The 20,473-nt window shown below is 71.1% G+C and carries 15 protein-coding genes; 9 read left to right on the forward strand and 6 right to left on the reverse strand.

The features are described from left to right. Positions 1-54 precede the first annotated feature (54 nt). The 4 genes from ACIBTS_RS04330 to ACIBTS_RS04345 all read right to left on the reverse strand — a co-directional run bounded on the left by ACIBTS_RS04330 (position 55) and on the right by ACIBTS_RS04345 (position 6,566). Positions 55-780, reverse strand: coding sequence for a methyltransferase domain-containing protein (locus ACIBTS_RS04330; protein WP_399316476.1), 726 nt, complete (start codon positions 778-780; stop codon positions 55-57). 157 nt (positions 781-937) lie between these two features. Further along, positions 938-3,424 (reverse strand): SpoIIE family protein phosphatase, encoded by a 2,487-nt coding sequence (locus tag ACIBTS_RS04335; RefSeq protein WP_399316479.1) that lies wholly within the window; start codon positions 3,422-3,424, stop codon positions 938-940. Positions 3,425-3,575: 151 nt separating this feature from the next. Beyond that, positions 3,576-5,969, reverse strand: coding sequence for an MFS transporter (locus ACIBTS_RS04340; protein WP_399316481.1), 2,394 nt, complete (start codon positions 5,967-5,969; stop codon positions 3,576-3,578). Positions 5,970-6,122: 153 nt separating this feature from the next. Next, positions 6,123-6,566 (reverse strand): SRPBCC family protein, encoded by a 444-nt coding sequence (locus tag ACIBTS_RS04345; RefSeq protein ID WP_079658608.1) that lies wholly within the window; start codon positions 6,564-6,566, stop codon positions 6,123-6,125. A gap of 199 nt (positions 6,567-6,765) precedes the next feature. Here ACIBTS_RS04345 and ACIBTS_RS04350 point away from each other — a divergent pair, with 199 nt between their 5' ends. Both ACIBTS_RS04350 and ACIBTS_RS04355 read left to right on the forward strand, forming a co-directional pair. After that, on the forward strand, positions 6,766-7,854 hold the full coding sequence (locus ACIBTS_RS04350; protein WP_399316484.1) for an Rv2578c family radical SAM protein: 1,089 nt from the start codon (positions 6,766-6,768) through the stop codon (positions 7,852-7,854). 143 nt (positions 7,855-7,997) lie between these two features. Continuing rightward, the gene (locus ACIBTS_RS04355) at positions 7,998-9,584 is read left to right on the forward strand and encodes an alpha/beta hydrolase (protein ID WP_399316486.1); all 1,587 of its coding nucleotides are present in this window, start codon (positions 7,998-8,000) and stop codon (positions 9,582-9,584) included. Between the two features lie 102 nt (positions 9,585-9,686). On the opposite strand, the gene ACIBTS_RS04360 is transcribed toward ACIBTS_RS04355, so the two are convergent. Further along, positions 9,687-10,778 (reverse strand): tryptophan dimethylallyltransferase family protein, encoded by a 1,092-nt coding sequence (locus ACIBTS_RS04360; RefSeq protein ID WP_319672984.1) that lies wholly within the window; start codon positions 10,776-10,778, stop codon positions 9,687-9,689. 176 nt (positions 10,779-10,954) lie between these two features. On the opposite strand from ACIBTS_RS04360, the gene ACIBTS_RS04365 reads away from it, so the two are divergent. Together ACIBTS_RS04365 and ACIBTS_RS04370 are read left to right on the forward strand one after the other, a co-directional pair. Continuing rightward, positions 10,955-11,353, forward strand: a complete 399-nt coding sequence (locus tag ACIBTS_RS04365; RefSeq protein ID WP_399316487.1) for a RidA family protein — start codon at positions 10,955-10,957, stop codon at positions 11,351-11,353. Between the two features lie 23 nt (positions 11,354-11,376). After that, positions 11,377-11,877 carry a GNAT family N-acetyltransferase gene (locus ACIBTS_RS04370; protein ID WP_399316625.1) on the forward strand — a complete coding sequence of 167 codons (501 nt, stop codon included), beginning with the start codon at positions 11,377-11,379 and terminating at the stop codon, positions 11,875-11,877. A gap of 21 nt (positions 11,878-11,898) precedes the next feature. On the opposite strand, the gene ACIBTS_RS04375 is transcribed toward ACIBTS_RS04370, so the two are convergent. After that, entirely contained in the window at positions 11,899-12,474 is a 576-nt protein-coding gene (locus ACIBTS_RS04375; RefSeq protein ID WP_399316489.1) for an adenylosuccinate lyase, read from the reverse strand. A 386-nt stretch (positions 12,475-12,860) separates the two neighbouring features. Here ACIBTS_RS04375 and ACIBTS_RS04380 point away from each other — a divergent pair, with 386 nt between their 5' ends. The 5 genes from ACIBTS_RS04380 (at position 12,861) to ACIBTS_RS04400 (ending at position 20,471) form a co-directional block, all read left to right on the forward strand. Then, positions 12,861-14,666 carry a 3-hydroxybutyryl-CoA dehydrogenase gene (locus tag ACIBTS_RS04380; protein WP_319672987.1) on the forward strand — a complete coding sequence of 602 codons (1,806 nt, stop codon included), beginning with the start codon at positions 12,861-12,863 and terminating at the stop codon, positions 14,664-14,666. A gap of 118 nt (positions 14,667-14,784) precedes the next feature. Next, positions 14,785-15,618 carry a TetR family transcriptional regulator gene (locus tag ACIBTS_RS04385; protein ID WP_319672988.1) on the forward strand — a complete coding sequence of 278 codons (834 nt, stop codon included), beginning with the start codon at positions 14,785-14,787 and terminating at the stop codon, positions 15,616-15,618. 457 nt (positions 15,619-16,075) lie between these two features. Beyond that, entirely contained in the window at positions 16,076-17,449 is a 1,374-nt protein-coding gene (ccrA, locus tag ACIBTS_RS04390; protein ID WP_399316627.1) for a crotonyl-CoA carboxylase/reductase, read from the forward strand. Positions 17,450-17,466: 17 nt separating this feature from the next. Further along, on the forward strand, positions 17,467-19,515 hold the full coding sequence (locus ACIBTS_RS04395; protein ID WP_399316490.1) for a protein meaA: 2,049 nt from the start codon (positions 17,467-17,469) through the stop codon (positions 19,513-19,515). Beyond that, positions 19,512-20,471, forward strand: a complete 960-nt coding sequence (locus tag ACIBTS_RS04400) for an HpcH/HpaI aldolase/citrate lyase family protein (RefSeq protein WP_399316492.1) — start codon at positions 19,512-19,514, stop codon at positions 20,469-20,471. The genes ACIBTS_RS04395 and ACIBTS_RS04400 overlap by 4 nt, the downstream gene beginning before the upstream one ends. Positions 20,472-20,473: the final 2 nt, after the last annotated feature.

The following is a 20,473-nucleotide window of genomic DNA, read 5'->3' on the forward strand; positions in this document are numbered from 1 at the left end:
CGGCGCGACGCGCGAGTGTGACCGCCACCGACACCCCTTTCGATGTGAGGGCGGTCACAGGGCGCGGGCCGCCACGAACCACTTCGACGGCAGCTCGATACGGGTGCCGTCCGGTGTGACCTCGGTGGTGACGAGCGGCAGTTCACCGGAGGCCAGCACCGTGAGCCCGGCCGCGCGCAGATACTCGGGCACCGCGTCGTCGGCGACCTCGCCGGGGGCGATGCCGTGCCGGAGGATCGGCGCGAGCTTCGCCGGCGGACCAGCCGGGCCCTGCGCCAGCGAGCCGAGGACGGGGCGGGCGGCTTCCGACAGTTCGACGAGGAACGCCCGGCCGCGCTCCCCCACCAGCGTGGCTATCCCCTCCACCAGCGGCTGCCGGTCGTCGGGCTCGCACTGGTGCAGGACGCCCCTCATATAGACGTTGGCGTCCCCCAGTTCGGTGTGCAGGGTGTCGGCCGCGCCCTTCTCGGCCGCGTCCAGCAGCCGGTACGTCGCCAGTCCGGCGGGGTCGGTGCGCCGGGCGTGATCGAGGGCCGCGGCGGCGAGATCGGCGCCGACCACATGCGGGAAGCGGTCGGCGAAGTACCGGGTCTGGGTGCCGTTGCCGCAGCCGAGATCCACCAACGCCAGCCCCGCGTCGACGATATGGGGTTCGAAGAAGGCCAGGTGCACGGCGGAGGTCACGCGTGGATCCGCGTCCCAGAACACCCCGCCCGGCTCGTCCGGGGCCTCCCGCCAGAAACCCTCCCACGCCTCCCGGTACCGACTCGCCACGCTCATGCACAACTCCCCAGGATGCAAGGCCGATCCGCCGTAAGTGACGGGCGAGTACGGTTTATCGCTCCGGGGGGCCCGCTACAAGCAGGCAGCGCATTCCTTCACTCCGCCTTCGACATCCGTACGCCGTCGCGCACCCCGTCCTGGGGGCGGCCGGTGGTCAGCGGCGCGGCAGCGTCAGCTCGAACCAGACGGACTTCCCGGCCCCCGTACGGCTGGCGCCCCACTCGCGGGCCAGCGTGCTCACCACGCGCAGCCCCCGCCCGAACTCGTCGCCGGGCCCGGCGCTCAGCAGGGTCGGCAGTTCGTGATCGTCGTCGTCGACCTCGCACAGCAGCGTGTCGCCGCGTACGAGGCGCAGGGCCACGGGCTGCCGGTGGGAGTGCCCCAGGGCGTTGGTGACGAGTTCGCTGACCATCAGCTCGGCCGCGTCGGCCACTTTCGCCAGCCCCCAGTCGTGGAGTTGCTCACGGACCACCGCGCGGGCCCGGCTCACCTCGGCCGGGTCCATGCGCAGCCGCCATTCCGCGACGTCGTCCGGCTCGATGCCGTTGAGCCGGGTCATGAGCAGAGCCACGTCGTCCTTGCGGCCGCCACGCGTGTTGAGGGCGCGGATGATGGTGTCGCAGGCGTCGTCCATGGCGGCGGCCGGGTGGGCGGCGGACTCGCAGAGCGTCGCCAGGCCCACGCCGATGTCCTCGCCGCGCACCTCCACCAGACCGTCGGTGCACATGACCAGCCGGTCGCCCGGCTCCACGCGCACGCGGACCGCCTCGAAGGGCACCCCGCCGACGCCGATGGGCGCGCCGGTGGGCAGGTCGAGGAGTTCGCTGCGGCCGTCGACGGCACGCACCAACACCGGTGGGATGTGGCCCGCGTTGGCGAGGTGCAGTTCGCTCTCGATCGGGTCGTAGACCGCGTACAGACAGGTCGCGAGGTAGGTGTCGCCGAGCCGTTGCGCCAAGTCGTCGAGATTGCGCAGGAGTTGGGCGGGCGGCAGGTCCAGGGCGGCCATGGTCTGCACGGCCGTGCGCAACTGGCCCATCATGGCGGCCGAGTTGAGGCCGTGGCCCATGACGTCGCCGACGACGAGGGCGGTGCGGGCGCCGGGCAGCTTCACCGAGTCGAACCAGTCGCCGCCGACGCGCCCCAGCAGCGTGCCCGGCAGATAGCGGGTGGCGATGTCGCAGCCCGCCATGCGGGGCGGGATGTGCGGCAGCATGCTGTCCTGGAGGGTCTCGGCGACGCTCTCCTGGTAGGTGTACATGCGCGCGTTGTCGAGCACGAGGCCCGCGCGGGCGGCGAGTTCGGCGCCGGTGACGCGGTCCATGTCGTTGAAGACGGCGCGCTCGGGGTGGCGCAGCAGGATCATGAAGCCGAGGACGACGTTACGGGCCTTCAGCGGGACGACGAGCATGGAGCGGCCGGTGATGAGGGGCCGGATGTCGCGTTTCTCGAACTGCGAGGCGATGGCGTGGCCCATCTGCTCGCTGATGCGCGGCACGAGGACGGGTTCGCCGGTGGTCATGCACTGGAAGAACGGGGTGTGCGCGGGGAAGGGCATGGCCTCGCCGACGGGCACCACGTCGTCCCAGCGGCCGGGCTCGTCGGTGTGCTCCAGGGCGACCCGGTGCCACATGGTGGTCGTGTCCGGCACGCCGTCGGGGAACCCCTCGCCGGCGACGACCTGTTCGCGCAGATAGGTGCCGGCGACGTCGGTGAAGCGCGGGACGACGGCTCTGCTGACCTCGACGATGGTGCGGGACAGGTCGAGGGAGGTGCCGATCTTCCCGCTGACCTCGTTGAGGAACTCAAGGCGTTCGCGGACGGCGACGTACTCGAGGTCCTCCCTGTCGTCGGCCAGGTCCTCCGGGAGGGGCGTCCCTTCGGCGACGGCGCGGGCGGCCCGCTCGCGGCGGACCCTGCGTTCGACGCGCCGGGCGACGCCCCAGTCGGGGGTCACGGGCACCCGGTCGCTCTGGCTGAACTCCAGGACGGGATAGCCGAGTTCGAGGATCTGCGCGACGATACGGGCGCTTTCGCCGACGCTCATGCTGGGCAGGATCTCGGGCAGCCGGCGGGCGAGGTCCTCGGCGCCGGGGAAGTCGGTGTGCAGGGCGAAGCCGGGGGCGATGCGTTCGACGGCCGCCCGGTCCGCCGGATCGTCGCTGTGCAGCGCCGCCGCGTCCGCGGCCAGCACCAGCAGCCGTTCCGTTCCCGGTCCGACCAGCGGGTAGGCCCACCACAACACGTCGACGCGGTCGCCGTCGCGCTCGGGCACGGTCAGCCGGGCCCGCCCGGCGGCCGGGTAGCCGAGACCCCGGTCGAGGGAGGAGTCCAACCCGGGCCCGGGACCGTCGTAGGCGCCGTAGCCCCCGGCCGTCCCGTATCCGGCGTCCGGAAGGTCGTCCTCGGGGTCGGGGAGCGCGCCGGAGACGGGGAGCAGATCGATCGCGGGCCGGCCGATCGCCTCCTCCTTGGCGGCGCCGAAGAGCCGGCGTGCGCCGGTGCTCCAGTGGGAGACGAGGCCCTCGCGGTCCACCACGACCACGGCCAGCGGGACGCGCCCGGCGTCGGCCACGCCGTCGGCCGTCTCGCCCCCTGCTCCGCGGCTGGGAGGTGCGTCCCTCTCGGTGCCACGGTCCATGGCCCAGGCCCTCTCTCCCCAGAGCTACGCAAGATCTGTCCCGCAGTCCCCACCGTACGGTGCGCGTCCGTCGGCATGTGCGGCAATGATGGAATTGGTTTCACCGGGGTGCGCCGGGGTACGCCGCACGTCCCGGGCCCGGACGGGCCGGTCAGTCCGCGTGGCCGAGCTGCAGGTCGCGTTCGGTGCGGCCGCCGCCCGCCAGGTGCAGGACGGTGGCGAGGGGCGGGTAGCCGGTGGCGATGACGGTGTACTCGCCGGAGGACAGGTCGACGAAGCGGAACACCCCGTCGGAGCCCGTGGTGAGGGTGTCCACGACGTTGCCCGCAGCGTCCAGGACGGTCACACGCGCGTCCTCGACGGGGCGCCCGCCGGTGGCCCGGACCGTGCCGCGCAGTACGGCGCCGCCGGCGAGTTCGACGTCCTGGCGGGTCTCGTGGGAGGCCTGGACGCTGACCGGCAGGGCGGCCGGACGGAAAGCGGGCGCACCGGCGGCGAGGGTGTACTCCCCGGCGACGAGCTCGGTGATGACGTAGCCGCCCTCGCGACCGCTGCGGGTGCTGGCGACGACCTCGCCGTGGACGTTGGTGAGGGTGACGGTGGCCTCCCGCACCGGGGAGCCGTCCGCGGTGACGATGTTCCCGGCGAGGCGGCCCGCGCCACCGAGGACGATGCCCACTTCGACGGGGCGTTCGCCGACGGTGACGGAGACGGCCTGCGGCTGGTGGCCGCCGGCGGCGGCGATCAGGACGTACGCGCCGGAGCCGGGCGTGGCCAGCGCGTACCGTCCGTCCTCGCCGCTCGCGCCCCGGCCGACCTGGCGGCCCGTCACATCGATGAGGGTGAGCGCCGCGCGGGGCACGACGCTCCCGTCGGGGTGCTGCACCGTGCCGCAGAGGGGGATTCCGGCGGTGTACGGCGCCCGGGCCTGCAGGACCGGCGTGGGCGCGGACACGAGCTCCGTTTCGGCGGCGTTGTGGGACACCAGCGGTTTCTCCTTGAGGAAGCAGGCGATGAGCAGCCCGAGGACGAGCACCGGTACGAGGTAGAGGAAGATCCGCGGCATGGCGTCGGCGTACGCCCGGATGCAGGCGTCGCGCAGCGCCGGGGGCAGTGCGTGCACGAGCTGCGGGGTGAGGGACTCGGGGTCCGGGAGGCCGGCGCCGGCACGAGCGGGCAGGGTCTCGCGCAGCGCGTCGGCGAGCCGGCCGGCGAAGAGGGTGCCGAAGACCGCCGCGCCGACGCTGCCGCCGATCTGCCGGAAGTAGTTGTTGGCGCTGGTGGCGGTGCCCAGGTCGGCGGGGCGCACGGAGTTCTGCACGGCGAGGACGAGGACGGGCATCGCCAGGCCGATGCCGGCGCCGAGGACGGCCATCCAGAGGCTGTACTGCAGCCGGGGCGTGTCGGCCTGCAGCCGGGACAGCAGCCACATGCCGAGGGCGGCGAGGGCGCTGCCGAGGACGGGATAGATCTTGTAGCGGCCGGTGTGGGTGATGAGTTGCCCGGACAGGACCGAGGCGCCGACGATGCCGCCCATCATGGGCAGCATGAGCAGCCCGGACTCGGTGGCGGAGGCCCCGTCGACCATCTGCAGGAAGGTCGGCAGATAGCTCGCGGCGCCGAACAGCGCGACGCCGATCACCAGGCCCACCAGTGCGGTGACGTTGAAGACGGGGTCCCTGAACAGCCGCAGCGGGATGAGGGGTTCGGCGGCAATGCCCTCGACGACGAGGAAGAAGACGGCGGCGGCGGCCGCGCCCGCGCCGAGACCGACGACGACGCTCGAGTCCCAGGCGTACTCGGTGCCGCCCCAACTGGTCAGCAGCACCAGGCAGGTGGAGGCGACGGCGAGCAGCAGGGCGCCGAGGACGTCGAACCGGGGTTTCGCGGTCGGCTTCGGCAGCTTCAGCACGACGGTGACGACGGCGAGGGTGACGAGTCCGAAGGGCACGTTGATGTAGAAGCACCAGCGCCAGGAGAGGTGGTCCGTGAAGTAGCCGCCCAGCAGCGGTCCGGCGACCGAGGCGAGGCCGAACGCGGCGCCGATGAGGCCCATGAACCGGCCGCGCTGCCGGGGCGGCACGATGTCCGCGATGATCGCCTGCACGCCGATCATGAGCCCGCCCGCGCCGACGCCCTGGACGGCCCGGAAGGCGATCAGCTGATCCATGGTCTGCGCCCGCCCGGCGAGCGCGGAGCCGAGGACGAAGACGACGATCGCGAACTGGAAGACGCCCTTGCGGCCGAGGAGGTCGCCGAGCTTGCCGTAGACGGGCAGTCCGACGGTGGCGGTGAGCAGGTAGGCGGTGATCGCCCAGGACATCCGGTCCAGGCCGTGCAGTTCACCGACGATCTTCGGCAGCGCGGTGGCGACGATCATCTGCTCCAGCGCCGCGAGCAGCAGCGCGAGCATGAGGGCGAAGAAGACCAGCCGCACCCGGCGGCCGCTCGGTCCGCTCCCGGCGGCCGACGCCCCTGGCGGGTCCTCCGCTTCCGCGGGACGTGCCGTGACCGGCTCGTCCTGCACCAGAGTGATCCCGCCCATGTCCCGCTCCCCTCGTCGCACCTGCCACACAATTCCCGCGTAAAGCGACAACCACGAGCAAGCGCGACGAGTTACGGCGCCATCCCGGTCACAAGGGAGATCCACTCGAACCAGTGAAGGGGATCAACGCGCAGGGAGCGCACGGGTGTTGATCTACTTCTCGACCTCGGTGGCGAGGTTGGCGAGGATCACGTCGTAGATCCGGCCGAGGCCCTTGGGCGCGAAGGTCCGCTCGAAGAAGCCGCCGATGCCGGTGGCGCCGTCCCAGGTGGTGGTGACGACGACCCGGGAGGCGCCCTCGCCGGCCGGGGTGACGCGCCAGACGGTGACCATCGAGGAGTTGCGGTCCTTCTCGACGAGCTCGCCGTCGGTCGGCTCGGCGACCTCCAGGAGGCAGTCGCGCACGCGCTTGCTGGTGGCCTGGAGTTTCCAGTGGACGAGGGTGCCCTCGCCGTCACCGCCCTCGCGCACCTCGTACTCGCTGAAGTGCTCGGGCAGCAGATTCGCGCGCGTGCCGCTGTAGTCGGCGATGGTGTCGAACACCTTCTCCGGGTCCGCAGCGACGACCCGCTCGGTGGTGGCCTCGACCTGCGCCATGGGGTTCCTCCAGGTCCTTGTTGCTCAGGGTTGCTCAGCTTGCTCAGGTGCGGGGCAAGCCAACCACCCCGGTCCGCAGCCGCCCAAATCGGGGTCACGGAAGCGATCGCCCGGCGATCGAAAAGGACTGCCGAAGGTCCGTCGCACGATCATGGGAACACATGTTCTATTGTGTGGGCAGGGCTACCGAGGAGGCGTCATGCGCTGGGACAACCTCACCGTTCAGACCCGCCACGACCGGGCGGCGGACGCCGTGCTGTTCGGTGCGGACACGGTCACGACCAGGACGTTCGACACGCCCGAGTTCGCCGGCATCACGTTCCACGAGATCCGGGCCCGCTCGATCCTCAACCGGGTGCCGGGCGCTTCCCGGATGCCGTTCGAATGGACCGTGAACCCCTACCGGGGCTGCACGCACGCGTGCGTCTACTGTTTCGCCCGCAAGACGCACAGCTATCTCGACCTCGACACCGGCGTCGGCTTCGACACCCAGATCGTCGTCAAGGTGAACGCGCCGGAGCTGCTGCGCCGCCAGCTGGCCTCCCCCCGCTGGCAGGGGGAGCACATCGCGATGGGCACCAACGTCGACTGCTACCAGCGCGCGGAGGGCCGCTACCGGCTGATGCCGGGCATCCTGTCCGCCCTGCGCGAGCGGGCGAACCCCTTCTCGATCCTGACGAAGGGCACGCTGATCCTGCGCGACCTGGACCTGCTGCGGCAGTCCGCCGAGGTGACCGACGTGGGCGTCTCGGTCTCCGTCGGCTTCACCGACACCGAGCTGTGGCGCACCGTCGAGCCGGGCACCCCGGCCCCGCAGCGCCGCCTGGACGTCGTACGGACCCTCACCGACCACGGCATCGGCTGCGGGGTGCTGATGGCACCGGTGATCCCGTTCCTCGGCGACGAGCCGGCCCAGCTGCGCGCCACCGTGCGGGCGATCGCGGCCGCCGGGGCCACCTCCGTCACCCCGCTGGCGCTGCATCTGCGCCCCGGCGCCCGCGAGTGGTTCATGGCCTGGTTGGGGCAGCACCACCCGCACCTGGTGCGCCGTTACGAGCGGCTGTACGCGGACGGCGCGTACGCCCCGAAGTGGTACCAGCGGCGGATCACCCGTCAGGTCCACGAGCTGGCCGAGGAGTACGGCATCGGCCCCACGCGCGCGGGGATGCCCCGCCGGATCGCGCAGCCCGACCCGACCGACCCCACTGAGCCGGACGGGTCGGCCGGGGCCGTCGGACCGGCCGTCGGGGCCGCCGGGGCCGGGCCGGTCCAACTCACGCTGATCTGAGCGCGTTCGAGCGCATCCGGCAACCCGAACGGGTCAAGTAACGCCGGAACAGGTTCTTCCGGACGATCTTTTCGGGACGATGCGGCGAGGGCCGTGACCTGCACGGTCCGTCCGTTTCCGTCCCTTGCGTCCCGGGAGCACTCATGAACAAACGCGCAGCCGTGCTGTGCGCTGCCGCCGCCATCGTGGCCGGGACGGTCACGGCCGTGCCCGCCGGAGCGAGCCCGTCGCACCCCGCGGCGTCCGCCCGCGCGGCGAAGCTCTCCTGGAAGAGCTGCGCCACCACCGACCAGCCGCGCCTGCAGTGCGCGTCCCTGAAGGTGCCGCTCGACCACGAGCAGCCGGGCGGGAAGCAGATCACGCTGGCGCTGTCCCGTGTCCCGCACACCGCGAAGACGTACCAGGGACCGCTGCTGGTCAACCCCGGCGGCCCCGGCGGCCGGGGGCTGAGCCTCGCCGGATTCGTCGCCTCGGCACTGCCGAAGGCGGTGGCGGCCCAGTACGACGTCATCGGCTTCGACCCCCGCGGAGTCGGCAGGAGCACCCCCGCGCTGAACTGCAAGCCCGGCCACTTCGCCCCGGTCCGCCCGGACTCCGTGCCGAGCACGGGGGCGATCGAACGGGCCAACCTCAAGCGCGCCCGGTCGTTCGCCGCGGCCTGCGGCAAGAAGTACGCGAGCGTCCTGCCGTACATCGACACGCTCAGCGCGGCGCGCGACATGGACGCGATCCGGGCCGCCGTCGGCACGCGGCAGTTGAACTACTTCGGCTATTCGTACGGCACCTACCTCGGCGCGGTGTACGCCAAGCTCTACCCGCAGCGGGTGCGCCGCCTGGTCCTGGACTCGGTCGTCGACCCCACCGGGGTCTGGTACGAGGACAACCTCACCCAGGACCTGGCCTTCAACGACCGCCACCGCGCCCTGATGGCCTGGATCGCCAGGTACGACAAGAGGTACAAGCTCGGCGCCGACCCGGCCGGGGTCGAGGCCAAGTGGTACGCGATGCGGGCAGCTCTGGCCAAGAAGCCGGCCGGCGGCAAGGTGGGCGCCTCGGAGCTGGAGGACACCTTCATGCCCGGCGGCTACTACAACGGCTACTGGCCCCACCTCGCCGAGGCGTTCGCCGCGTATGTGAACGCCAAGGACGACGATCCGCTGGTCGAGGCGTACGAGAACTTCGCCGCCGTCGACTCCGCGGGGGACAACGGCTACAGCATCTACACCTCCGTGCAGTGCCGGGACGCCTCCTGGCCGCGCGAGTGGCACCAGTGGCGCACGGACAACTGGTCGGTGTACGCGAAGGCGCCGTTCATGACCTGGAACAACGCCTGGTACAACGCACCGTGCGCGTTCTGGCCGGGCGAGCCCCAGGAGCCGCTGAACCTCGTCAACGACGATCTGCCGCCGGTCCTGCTGTTCCAGGCGACGAACGACGCGGCCACCCCCTACGAGGGCGGCGCGACGGTCCACGCACTGCTGCGCGACTCCAGCCTGGTCGTCGAGGAGGGCGGCCAGAACCACGGCATCACAATGAGCGGGAACACCTGCCTGGACAAGCACCTGGCGAAGTACCTGAGCGACGGCACCGTGCCGCGCGGGACGGGCGGGACGGGCGGGGTCGACGCGGTGTGCCAGGCGCAGCCCGACCCGAAGCCGCTGGGCGCGAGGGTCGCCTCGGGCACGGCCCGCGGCGCCGCGCTGCACGGGCTGCTGGGATTCCGTGGCTGACGCGCGGCTGACGTGTGGCTGACGTAGAGCGTGTGAGGGGGCTCCGCGAGGTCGTCATCGGCCGAGCGGAGCCTTCACGCCGCCAGGGGAACGGCTTCGTGGTCAGAGCACGGGGTCGGCATACGTTCGGAACCGCAGGTACACGCCTATGTCCGCGGGGAGTTGCGGTGAGATCGTCCGGTAGCTGCACAACTCCTGCAGCCCCCCGGTGTCCTCGGGCAGTCCCGCCGTCAGCTGTCGCAGGATCTCGGCGTGCGGTCGCGGGTCGATGCCCTCCACGTCCATGAGCCGGGCGATGCGCTCGGCCGCCTCCGCGTCGGAACGGGTGTTGTCCGGCAGCCGCAGATAGACGTTGGCCTCCTCGGGGCCGGGCGTGCCCTCCCGGAACGCCAGACAGGTCATCGGCTCGTTGCTCACGGTGCCGCCGTTCCGCCCGTAGATGACGCTTCGCGCCCGGGCCGCCCGGGCCTGCTCATAGCGGTGCGCCATCGCCCCCACGGTGTCCAACTCGCCCATGGGCATGGGGAGATGCCGGTAGTAGACCTTCACCCGGGAGGTGTCTCCGCCGTCCAGGTCGAGGGCCATGAGCTCCAACTCGTGCCCGCGCCCGGCGAGTTCCGCGCCGCGGTGCGCGACCGGCTCCCAGGCGTTTGCCAGGCCCAGCCGGTGCATGGCCTCCGCCATGACGTCGTAGGCGCCGTCCAGGCCGTGCACCTGGGGGTTGAGGTAGACCTTGTAGTGGGGCCGCTTACCCGGCCGCCAGGCCAACGAGTGCCAGAGGGTGGCCCGGTAGCGGTCGGGCGCGGACGTGATGAACAGGTCCTCGATGCTCAGATAGCGCGCGATGTCCGTCCCGGGGCTTCCGGCGAGTCGACGCGTCAGCTCCCGGCCGGCCTCCTGGCAGCCGAGCGGGGTGCCGTCGGAGCCGAGCGACTCGAAGAGGATGCGGACCTCGGGCCGGCCACCCTTCCAGCTGACGGAGAGTTCGGCGGGGAAGCCGTCGGCGGAGACGAACGAGGGTGGATCGCACCGGGTTCCGACGGGCCGCGTGCCCCACGGGTGGATCACTTCCCTCAGGTCCCGCAGTACGGTCTCCGTCTCCCACTGGTCCACCCCCAGGCCACGGCAGACCGCTGTCCACTTCTCCTCCAGGAACTGCCCGAACGTCTTCGCCGCGTCCTGACGCGGGTCCATGCCGGATATCTCATCGGGAAGTTGCGCACCAGCCACTCTCCATCACCTTCCACAGCCGGACCAACCCGGCCTAGTCCGCGCTCACTTCGGCGGAAGGCGATCTTCCCCTCGGGAGGATATTCGAATCTCGAACTAATTAGCGACAGATGGTGACACGCATGGTCCACCATGGACGCATGAGTGAACTGACCAGGATCCCCGCCCCCGACGGAGTCGCCGCCGCGGCCCAGTACTCCCACGTCGTGACGGGCACCGGCCGTTTCGTCGCCGTCGCAGGTCAACTCCCGCTCGACGAAGACCGCCGACTGGTCGGCGAGGGCGATCCCGAGGCCCAGGCGCGCCAGGTCTTCGAGAACCTGCGGCGCTGCCTCGCCGCGGCCGGCGCCGGCTTCGACGACGTGGTCAAACTCACCTACTTCGTCACGGACATGGCCCACATGCCCGCGATCCGCACGGCCCGCGCCGCACACCTGCCCGACGACCGCCTCCCGGCCGCCTCGGCCGTGCAGGTCGCCGCGCTGGTCCGCCCCGAGTTCCTGATGGAGATCGAGGCGTTCGCGGTGGTGGGCGAGTGAGCGCCCCGGTCGTCGTACGGGACATGGCACTCGCCGACGTCGACCGGGTCTGCGAGATCCGTGTCCGTGGCTGGCAGAGCGCCTACCGGGGCCTGATGCCGCAGTCCTACCTCGACGGGCTGAGCGTCGGCGAGGACGCCGAGCGCCGTCGGGCGCACTTCGGGCGCGGCGGCGCCGAGGTGGTGAACCTGGTCGCGGAGCAGGCGGGAAAGGTGGTCGGCTGGGCCGCCCACGGCGCCTACCGGGACGGTGAAGTCCGCACCGCGGACGCCGAGTTGTACGCGCTCTACGTCGACACCGGGCACATCGGCACGGGCGTCGGCCGTGCCCTGCTGAAGGAGTCGGTCCGGCAGGCCGGCGCCCTCGGCCGTCCCCGCATGTACCTGTGGGTCCTCAGGGGCAACGCCCCGGCCCGCCGCTTCTACGAGCGTGCCGGGTTCCATGCGGACGGTGCCGAGGAGCCCTTCGAGGTGGCGGGCGTCGCCGTGCCCGAGGTGCGGTATCTCAGTCCCCTCCCGGTCTGACGGCTGTCGGCCGGCCGCTCCTCACCGCTGTCGGGGGATCCGCGCCAGCGCGTGCACCGCGGCCTCCGCGAGCGCCGGGTGGGCGAGGGCGTCGTTCAGCACCGGCCGGGCCCGGCCGTCCCCCAGCACGCCGAGCCCCTCCACGCACGCCAGGGCCACCCGCCGGTGGGGGTCGTGCGGCCGCAGCCGCCGGCGCAGCGTCGTGATCAGCGCGGGCACGGACTCGGGCGCCCGCAGGTCCACGAGGAGCCGGACCGGATGCAGGGCGTAGGCGACACGCAGTTCGTTGGTGGCCAGGGCGGCCGCGGCGCGCGCGGTGCGGGGGTCGCCGAGGCGGGCCAGGGCATGGGCGGCGGAGGCGCAGCGCGGCGGGTCGCGGTGGTTGAGCAGCAGGACGAGCGCCTCGAAGGCACGCCGGTCCCCCGCGAGGCCCAGCCGGAACGCGGCCAGCTCCCGGGCCCACAACGGCTGTCCCGACGCGATGAGCACGCCCGCCAGTTCGTCGTGATCGCCCGTGGCCGTCAGCCGCTCGTACAGCGCCGCGCCACCCGACTCCCGCCGTAAACGCTCCGTGAGCATTCGCAACTCTTCGTCCATGACGCGAGCCTAGAGGCTCGGTCGGTCAGGGAGTTACATCACAGCCACCAGGGCTGGCGCGCTCGTTACCCACCGGTTAAGCTCATACGAGCGAATCACCCTTTCGCTTCACCTCCTCGCGGTGGCCTGGTGACGCAGTCGCCGCGAGAAGTCGGTTCGGTACCTCGTACCGCTGTACGACCCGGCCACGGGACAGGGCCGGTCGGATCTCCCGTTCGTCTCCGGGCGTGTGCACGCCCTGGGCGACGGCACCGGGCGTGTGCGCTCGTAGCCCGGCATCACCCGCACTCCTTGCTTTCCGCACCCGTTGCGCCCAGGCCTCGCAGAGGCTCGCTCGGCGTATCCGGGCGCGTTCCCAGTCGTCACCTCATTTCTGGAGTTCCGCGATGGCCGCTCCCCTGTCCGACACCCCTCTGTCCCCGCTCCGGACGATCGCCGTCATCGGCCTCGGCACCATGGGCACCGGTATCACCGAGGTCCTGGCGAAGGCCGGTCGCGAGGTGATCGGCATCGACATCAGCGAGGCGCAGACCGCGCGGTCCCTCGCCGCGCTGGAGGCCTCCACCGACCGTGCCGTGCGGCGCGGCCGGCTCACCGAGCAGGAGCGCACGGCCGTCCTGGCCCGCGTCCGCACCTCCACCGACCTGCGCGCGGCGGCCGGCGCCGACCTGGTCATCGAGGTGGCGCCGGAGTCGTACGAGATCAAGCAGCAGATCTTCCGCGAGCTGGACGGGATCGTGCGGCCCGAGACCGTCCTCGCCACCGGCACCAACGCGCTGTCCGTCACCCGGCTCGCCGCCGACTCCGCCCGCCCGGAGCGGGTGCTGGGCCTGCACTTCTTCAATCCGGCGCCGGCGATGAAGCTGGTTGAGGTCGTCTCCTCGGTGCTGACCGCGCCCGCCGCCGTCACCGCCGTCACCCACCTCGCGCTCGACCTCGGCAAGGAGCCCGTCGCGGTGGGCGACCGGCCCGGGTTCGTCGCCGACGGCCTGCTGTTCGGCTACCTCAACCAGGCCGCCGCGATGTACGAGGCCCGGTACGCCTCCCGCGAGGACATCGACGCGGCGATGCGGCTGGGCTGCGGGCTGCCGATGGGCCCGCTCGCGCTGCTCGACCTGATCGGCGTCGACACGGCCCGCACGGTCCTGGAGGCCATGTACGCCGAGTCCCACGACCGGCTGCACGCCCCCGCCCCGATCCTGGGGCAGCTCAGTGAGGCGGGCTTGACCGGCCGGAAGTCGGGCCGCGGCTTCTACACCTACGACTCCCCCGGCAGCGCGACGGTCGTCCCGGACGCGCTGACGCCCCTGTCCGACGGGGCCGCGGGCGCCGGCCGGCCGGTGCGTTCGGTCGGCGTCGCCGGCTCCGGCACCATGGCCTCCGGCATCGCCGAGGTCTTCGCCAAGGCCGGCTACGACGTCGTCCTCGCCGCCCGCAGCGAGGAGAAGGCCCAGACCGCCAAGGCCCGTATCGGCAAGTCCCTTTCCCGATCCGTCGACAAGGGGCGGCTGACCGCCGAGGCGGCCGCGCGGACCCTGGACCGGATCACCGCCGCCGGCTCCTACGACGCCTTCGCCGACGTCGACCTGGCCGTCGAGGCGGTCGCCGAGGACCTCGCGGTCAAGCAGCAGCTCTTCGCGACGCTGGACAAGGTCTGCAAGCCCGGCGCGGTCCTCGCCACGACGACCTCCTCGCTGCCGGTCGTCGCCTGCGCCCGCGCCACCTCACGCCCGCAGGACGTGATCGGCATGCACTTCTTCAACCCGGCGCCGGCCATGAAGCTGGTCGAGGTCGTGCGCACGGTGCTGACGGCCGAGGACGTCCACGCGACGGTCCGCGAGGTGTGCGTGAACATCAAGAAGCACGCGGTCGACTGCGGCGACCGGGCCGGCTTCATCGTGAACGCGCTGCTCTTCCCGTACCTCAACAACGCGATCAAGATGGTGCAGGAGCACTACGCGTCGCTCGACGACATCGACGCGGCGATGAAGCTGGGCGGCGGCTATCCGATGGGCCCCTTCGAGCTGCTGGACGTCGTCGGGCTCGATGTCTCGCTCGCCATCGAGAAGGTCCTGCACCGCGAGTTCCGCGACCCGGGCCTGGCGCCCGCGCCGCTCCTGGAGCACCTGGTGGCCGCGGGCTGCCTCGGCCGCAAGACCGGCCGCGGCTTCCGCGAATATGCCCGCCGCTGACGGCGTCGGCGACTGGTTCCGAGCGCACGAGGACTGGGGCGGACTGCTCGGCCCCGCTGGCGGACCCCCGCCCGCCGAGGGCGGGGGAAACCCCGGACACGCGCACCGAGCTGCGCACATGCAGTACGTTCGGGTCATGCCCCAGCCCGCCAGGTCCTCACGTACACCAGCCACGCCCGACGCGCCGGAGAGTGCCGCAGGCAGCCGCGCGGCCGCCCAACGGCTCAAGATGCGCCGAGAACTGGCGGCCGCGGCCATGGAGCTGTTCGCGACCAAGGGGTACGAGGCGACCACCGTCGACGAGATCGCGGCCGCCGCCGGGGTCGCCCGCCGCACCTTCTTCCGCCACTTCCGTTCCAAGGAAGAGGCGATCTTCCCCGACCACGACGACACGCTGATCCGGGCCGAGGCGGTGCTCAACGCGGCCCCGGCGCACGAGCATCCGCTCGACACGGTGTGCCGCGGCATCAAGGAAGTCATGAAGATGTACGCGGCCCGGCCGGAGATCTCGGTCGCCCGCTACAAACTGACCCGCGAGGTGCCCACCCTGCGCGAGGCGGAGATCGCGTCGGTGGCCCGCTACGAGCGGCTCTTCACCCGCTATCTGCTCGGCCACTTCGACGAGCACGCCCATGACGACGATGCCAACGACGACCCGCTGCTCGCCGAGGTCGCCGCGTCCGCCGTGGTCACCGCCCACAACCACGTCCTGCGGCGCTGGCTCAGGGCAGGCGGCCAGGGCGACGTCGAGGCCCAGCTCGACCACGCCTTCGCGATCGTGCACAAGACGTTCAGGACGGGCATCGGAGTGGGCCGCAGCAGCGTCGGCGCCCCCGCGCAGGCCCCGGCGACGATCTCCGCGCAGGGCGAGGTCCTGGTGACGGTCGCCCGCACCGACGCCCCGCTGGACGAGGTCATGCGCGCCATCGAGCAGGCCCTCAAGGAGCGCTGAGCCGCTGCCGGGAACCGCTGCCGGGAACCGCTGCCGGAAAGACCCTTCACGCTGTGACGACGGCCACCCCACGGGGTGGCCGTTTTGGCATGTCAGGGCACCTTTTCTCGCGGATTTCAGACCTCGTTCGATCGATCATCGCTCATTTGTTACGTAAAGATTTCAGCTGAGAGGAAGTTCTGGCACTCAGTGCCTTGCGAGGTGACACGCGGTGTCATACGTTGAAGGTGTCCGGGCGGCCGGCGTGCAGAGACCTTTCGTACGTCGGCTGTCCCCGCAAGCACATGGCCTGCGCGCCCGGACGCCTGCGTCACAGGCAACCTCCCGCGCCACAAAGCGCTGCCGAACAGCACCGCCGCCGAACCGACGGCGCTTCCCTCACATCCCTCAGCAGCACCGACGTAACCCTCAGCGCCCCGCCCTCAGGGCGCAGACCGCCGGAGGCAACACCGTGACCATGCAGAAGATCCTGGACGCGATCCAGTCGCCGGACTCGACACCGGACGACTTCGCCGCTCTGCCGCTCCCCGAGTCCTACCGCGCGATCACCGTGCACAAGGACGAGACGGAGATGTTCGCGGGCCTGGAGACCCGCGACAAGGACCCGCGCAAGTCGATCCACCTCGACGAGGTCCCGCTGCCCGAGCTCGGCCCGGGCGAGGCCCTGGTGGCCGTCATGGCCTCCTCCGTCAACTACAACTCCGTGTGGACCTCGATCTTCGAGCCGCTGTCCACGTTCGGCTTCCTGGAGCGCTACGGCCGACTCAGCGAGCTCACCAAGCGGCACGACCTGCCGTACCACGTCATCGGCTCCGACCTCGCGGGCGTCGTCCTGCGCACCGGCCCCGGCGTCAACGCCTGGAAGCCGGGCGACGAGGTCGTCGCGCACTGCCTCTCCGTCGAGCTGGAGTCGTCCGACGGCCACAACGACACGATGCTCGACCCCGAGCAGCGGATCTGGGGCTTCGAGACCAACTTCGGCGGCCTCGCCGAGATCGCGCTGGTGAAGTCCAACCAGCTGATGCCCAAGCCGGGCCATCTCAGCTGGGAGGAGGCCGCCGCCCCGGGGCTGGTGAACTCCACCGCCTACCGGCAGCTGGTCTCCCGCAACGGCGCCGGCATGAAGCAGGGCGACAACGTCCTGATCTGGGGCGCGAGCGGCGGCCTCGGCAGCTACGCCACGCAGTTCGCGCTGGCCGGCGGCGCCAACCCGATCTGTGTCGTCTCCTCGCCGCAGAAGGCGGAGATCTGCCGGGCCATGGGCGCCGAGGCGATCATCGACCGCACCGCCGAGGACTACCGGTTCTGGAAGGACGAGCACACCCAGGATCCGAAGGAGTGGAAGCGTTTCGGCAAGCGCATCCGCGAACTCACCGACGGCGAGGACGTCGACATCGTCTTCGAGCACCCGGGCCGCGAGACCTTCGGCGCGTCCGTCTACGTCACCCGCAAGGGCGGCACCATCGTCACCTGCGCCTCGACCTCCGGCTACAACCACGAGTACGACAACCGCTACCTGTGGATGTCCCTGAAGCGGATCATCGGCTCGCACTTCGCCAACTACCGCGAGGCCTGGGAGGCCAACCGGCTGGTCGCCAAGGGAAAGATCCACCCGACGCTCTCCAAGGTCTACTCCCTTCAGGAGACCGGCCAGGCCGCCTACGACGTGCACCGCAACCTCCACCAGGGCAAGGTCGGCGTCCTGTGCCTGGCCCCCGAGGAGGGTCTGGGCGTGCGCGACGAGGCCAAGCGCGCCCGGCACATCGACGCCATCAACCTGTTCCGTGACGCGTCAGCGGAGCGAACCATCCAACACAGCCGCAACATCTGAGACACCCGAGGTCATAGATGACTGAGCGTCAGCCCGCCGAAGGAAAGCGGGAGAAGGACCGGCCGTGGCTCATGCGCACGTACGCCGGTCACTCCACCGCCGAGGCGTCCAACGAGCTGTACCGGCGCAACCTCGCCAAGGGCCAGACGGGTCTGTCGGTGGCGTTCGACCTGCCCACCCAGACCGGCTACGACTCCGACCACGTCCTCGCCCGCGGCGAGGTCGGCCGGGTCGGCGTGCCGGTGGCCCATCTCGGCGACATGCGCAGGCTGTTCCAGGACATCCCCCTGGAGCAGATGAACACCTCGATGACGATCAACGCCACCGCCATGTGGCTGCTGGCGCTCTACCAGGTCGTCGCCGAGGAGCAGGGCGTCGACATCACCCTGCTCCAGGGCACGACCCAGAACGACATCGTCAAGGAGTACCTGTCGCGGGGCACGCACGTGTTCCCGCCGGGGCCGTCGCTCCGCCTGACCACCGACATGATCGCGTACACGGTCTCCCACATCCCGAAGTGGAACCCGATCAACATCTGCAGCTACCACCTGCAGGAGGCGGGCGCCACGCCGGTCCAGGAGATCGCGTACGCGATGTCGACGGCGATCGCCGTGCTGGACGCCGTCCGGGACTCCGGGCAGGTGCCGGCCGAGAAGTTCGGCGACGTCGTCGCCCGGATCTCCTTCTTCGTGAACGCGGGCGTCCGCTTCGTCGAGGAGATGTGCAAGATGCGCGCCTTCGGCCGTATCTGGGACCAGATCACCCGCGAGCGCTACGACATCGCCGACCCCAAGCAGCGCCGCTTCCGCTACGGCGTCCAGGTCAACTCCCTGGGGCTGACGGAGGCGCAGCCGGAGAACAACGTCCAGCGCATCGTCCTGGAGATGCTGGCCGTGACCCTCTCGAAGGACGCACGCGCGCGTGCCGTGCAGCTCCCCGCCTGGAACGAGGCCCTGGGCCTCCCCCGCCCCTGGGACCAGCAGTGGAGCCTGCGCATCCAGCAGGTCCTCGCCCACGAGAGCGACCTGCTGGAGTACGAGGACATCTTCGAGGGCTCGCACGTCGTCGAGGCGAAGGTCGCGACGCTGGTCGAGGCCTCCCTCGCGGAGATCGAGCGGATCCAGGAGATGGGCGGCGCGATGGCCGCCGTCGAGTCCGGCTACCTCAAGTCGCAACTCGTCTCCTCGCACGCCGAGCGGCGCGCCCGTATCGAGTCCGGGCAGGAGAAGATCGTCGGCGTCAACATCTTCGAGACGACCGAGCCCAACCCGCTCACCGCCGATCTCGACACCGCGATCCAGACGGTCGACCCGGCGGTCGAGGCCCGGGTCATCGCCGCCCTGCAGAACTGGCGCGACACGCGGTACCAGCCGCCCTTCAACCATCCGCGCCCGTGCAAGGCGCTGGAGAAGCTGAAGGAGGCCGCCAAGGGCACCGCCAACCTCATGGAGGCCACCCTGGAGTGCGCCCGCGCCGGGGTCACGACCGGCGAGTGGGCGGGGGCGCTGCGCGAGGTGTTCGGCGAGTTCCGGGCCCCGACCGGGGTCTCCTCGGCGCCGGTGGCGGTGCCGGCGGAGGAGGGCTCGGCCATGGCCGACGTCCGCCGCAGGGTCGATCTGACGGCGAAGGACCTCGGCGTCGGCAAGCTGCGCTTCCTGGTCGGCAAGCCGGGCCTGGACGGGCACTCCAACGGTGCCGAGCAGATAGCCGTGCGCGCGCGTGACGCCGGCTTCGAGGTGGTCTACCAGGGCATCCGGCTGACGCCCGAGCAGATCGTGGACGCCGCGCTGGAGGAGGACGTCCACGCGGTTGGCCTGTCCATCCTGTCCGGCTCGCACGCCCAACTGGTGCCGGATGTCCTCGAACGGCTCCGTGTGGCCGGTGCCACAGACATCCCGGTGATCGCCGGTGGCATCATCCCGAATGGAGACGCCGAACAGCTCAGGGCTGCCGGCGTGGCCGCGGTCTTCACCCCGAAGGACTTCGACATCACCGGAATCATCGGCCGCATCGTCGACGAGATCCGGACAGCGAACCAGCTCGACCCCCTGGAGGTCCCCGCATGACCGTCAACCGTCTGCGTCCCCGCCGCTCGTGTCTCGCGGTCCCGGGCAGCAACCCCCGCTTCCTGGAGAAGGCGCAGGGCCTGGCGGCGGACCAGGTCTTCCTCGACCTGGAGGACGCGTGCGCCCCGCTCGCCAAGCCCGAGGCGCGGCACACCATCGTCAAGTTCCTCAACGAGGGCGACTGGACGGGCAAGACGAGGGTCGTGCGCGTCAACGACTGGACGACCGAGTGGACGTACCGTGATGTCGTGACGGTGGTCGAGGGAGCCGGCCCCAACCTCGACTGCATCATGCTGCCGAAGGTGCAGAACGCCCAGCAGGTCGTCGCCCTGGACCTGCTGCTGACGCAGATCGAGAAGACCATGGGCTTCGAGGTCGGCAAGATCGGCATCGAGGCGCAGATCGAGAACGCGCAGGGCCTGAACAACGTCAACGAGATCGCGCAGGCCTCCCCGCGCATCGAGACGATCATCTTCGGCCCGGCCGACTTCATGGCGTCGATCAACATGAAGTCGCTGGTCGTGGGCGAGCAGCCGCCCGGCTATCCGGCGGACGCCTACCACTACATCCTGATGAAGATCCTGATGGCCGCCCGTGCCAACGACCTCCAGGCGATCGACGGCCCCTACCTGCAGATCCGCAACGTCGACGGCTACCGCGAGGTCGCCCGGCGCGCCGCCGCCCTCGGCTTCGACGGCAAGTGGGTGCTGCACCCGGGCCAGGTCGAGGCGTCCAACGAGATCTTCTCGCCCTCGCAGGAGGACTACGACCACGCCGAGCTGATCCTGGACGCGTACGACTACTACACGTCCGAGGCGGGCGGCAAGAAGGGCTCGGCGATGCTCGGCGACGAGATGATCGACGAGGCCAGCCGCAAGATGGCGCTGGTCATCTCCGGCAAGGGACGCGCGGCCGGCATGCGGCGCACGTCGAAGTTCGAAACCCCCGTCGACTGAGG

The organism is Streptomyces sp. NPDC050121, from assembly GCF_044460385.1.
In the GTDB taxonomy this organism is placed as follows: Bacteria; Actinomycetota; Actinomycetes; order Streptomycetales; family Streptomycetaceae; genus Streptomyces; species Streptomyces soliscabiei.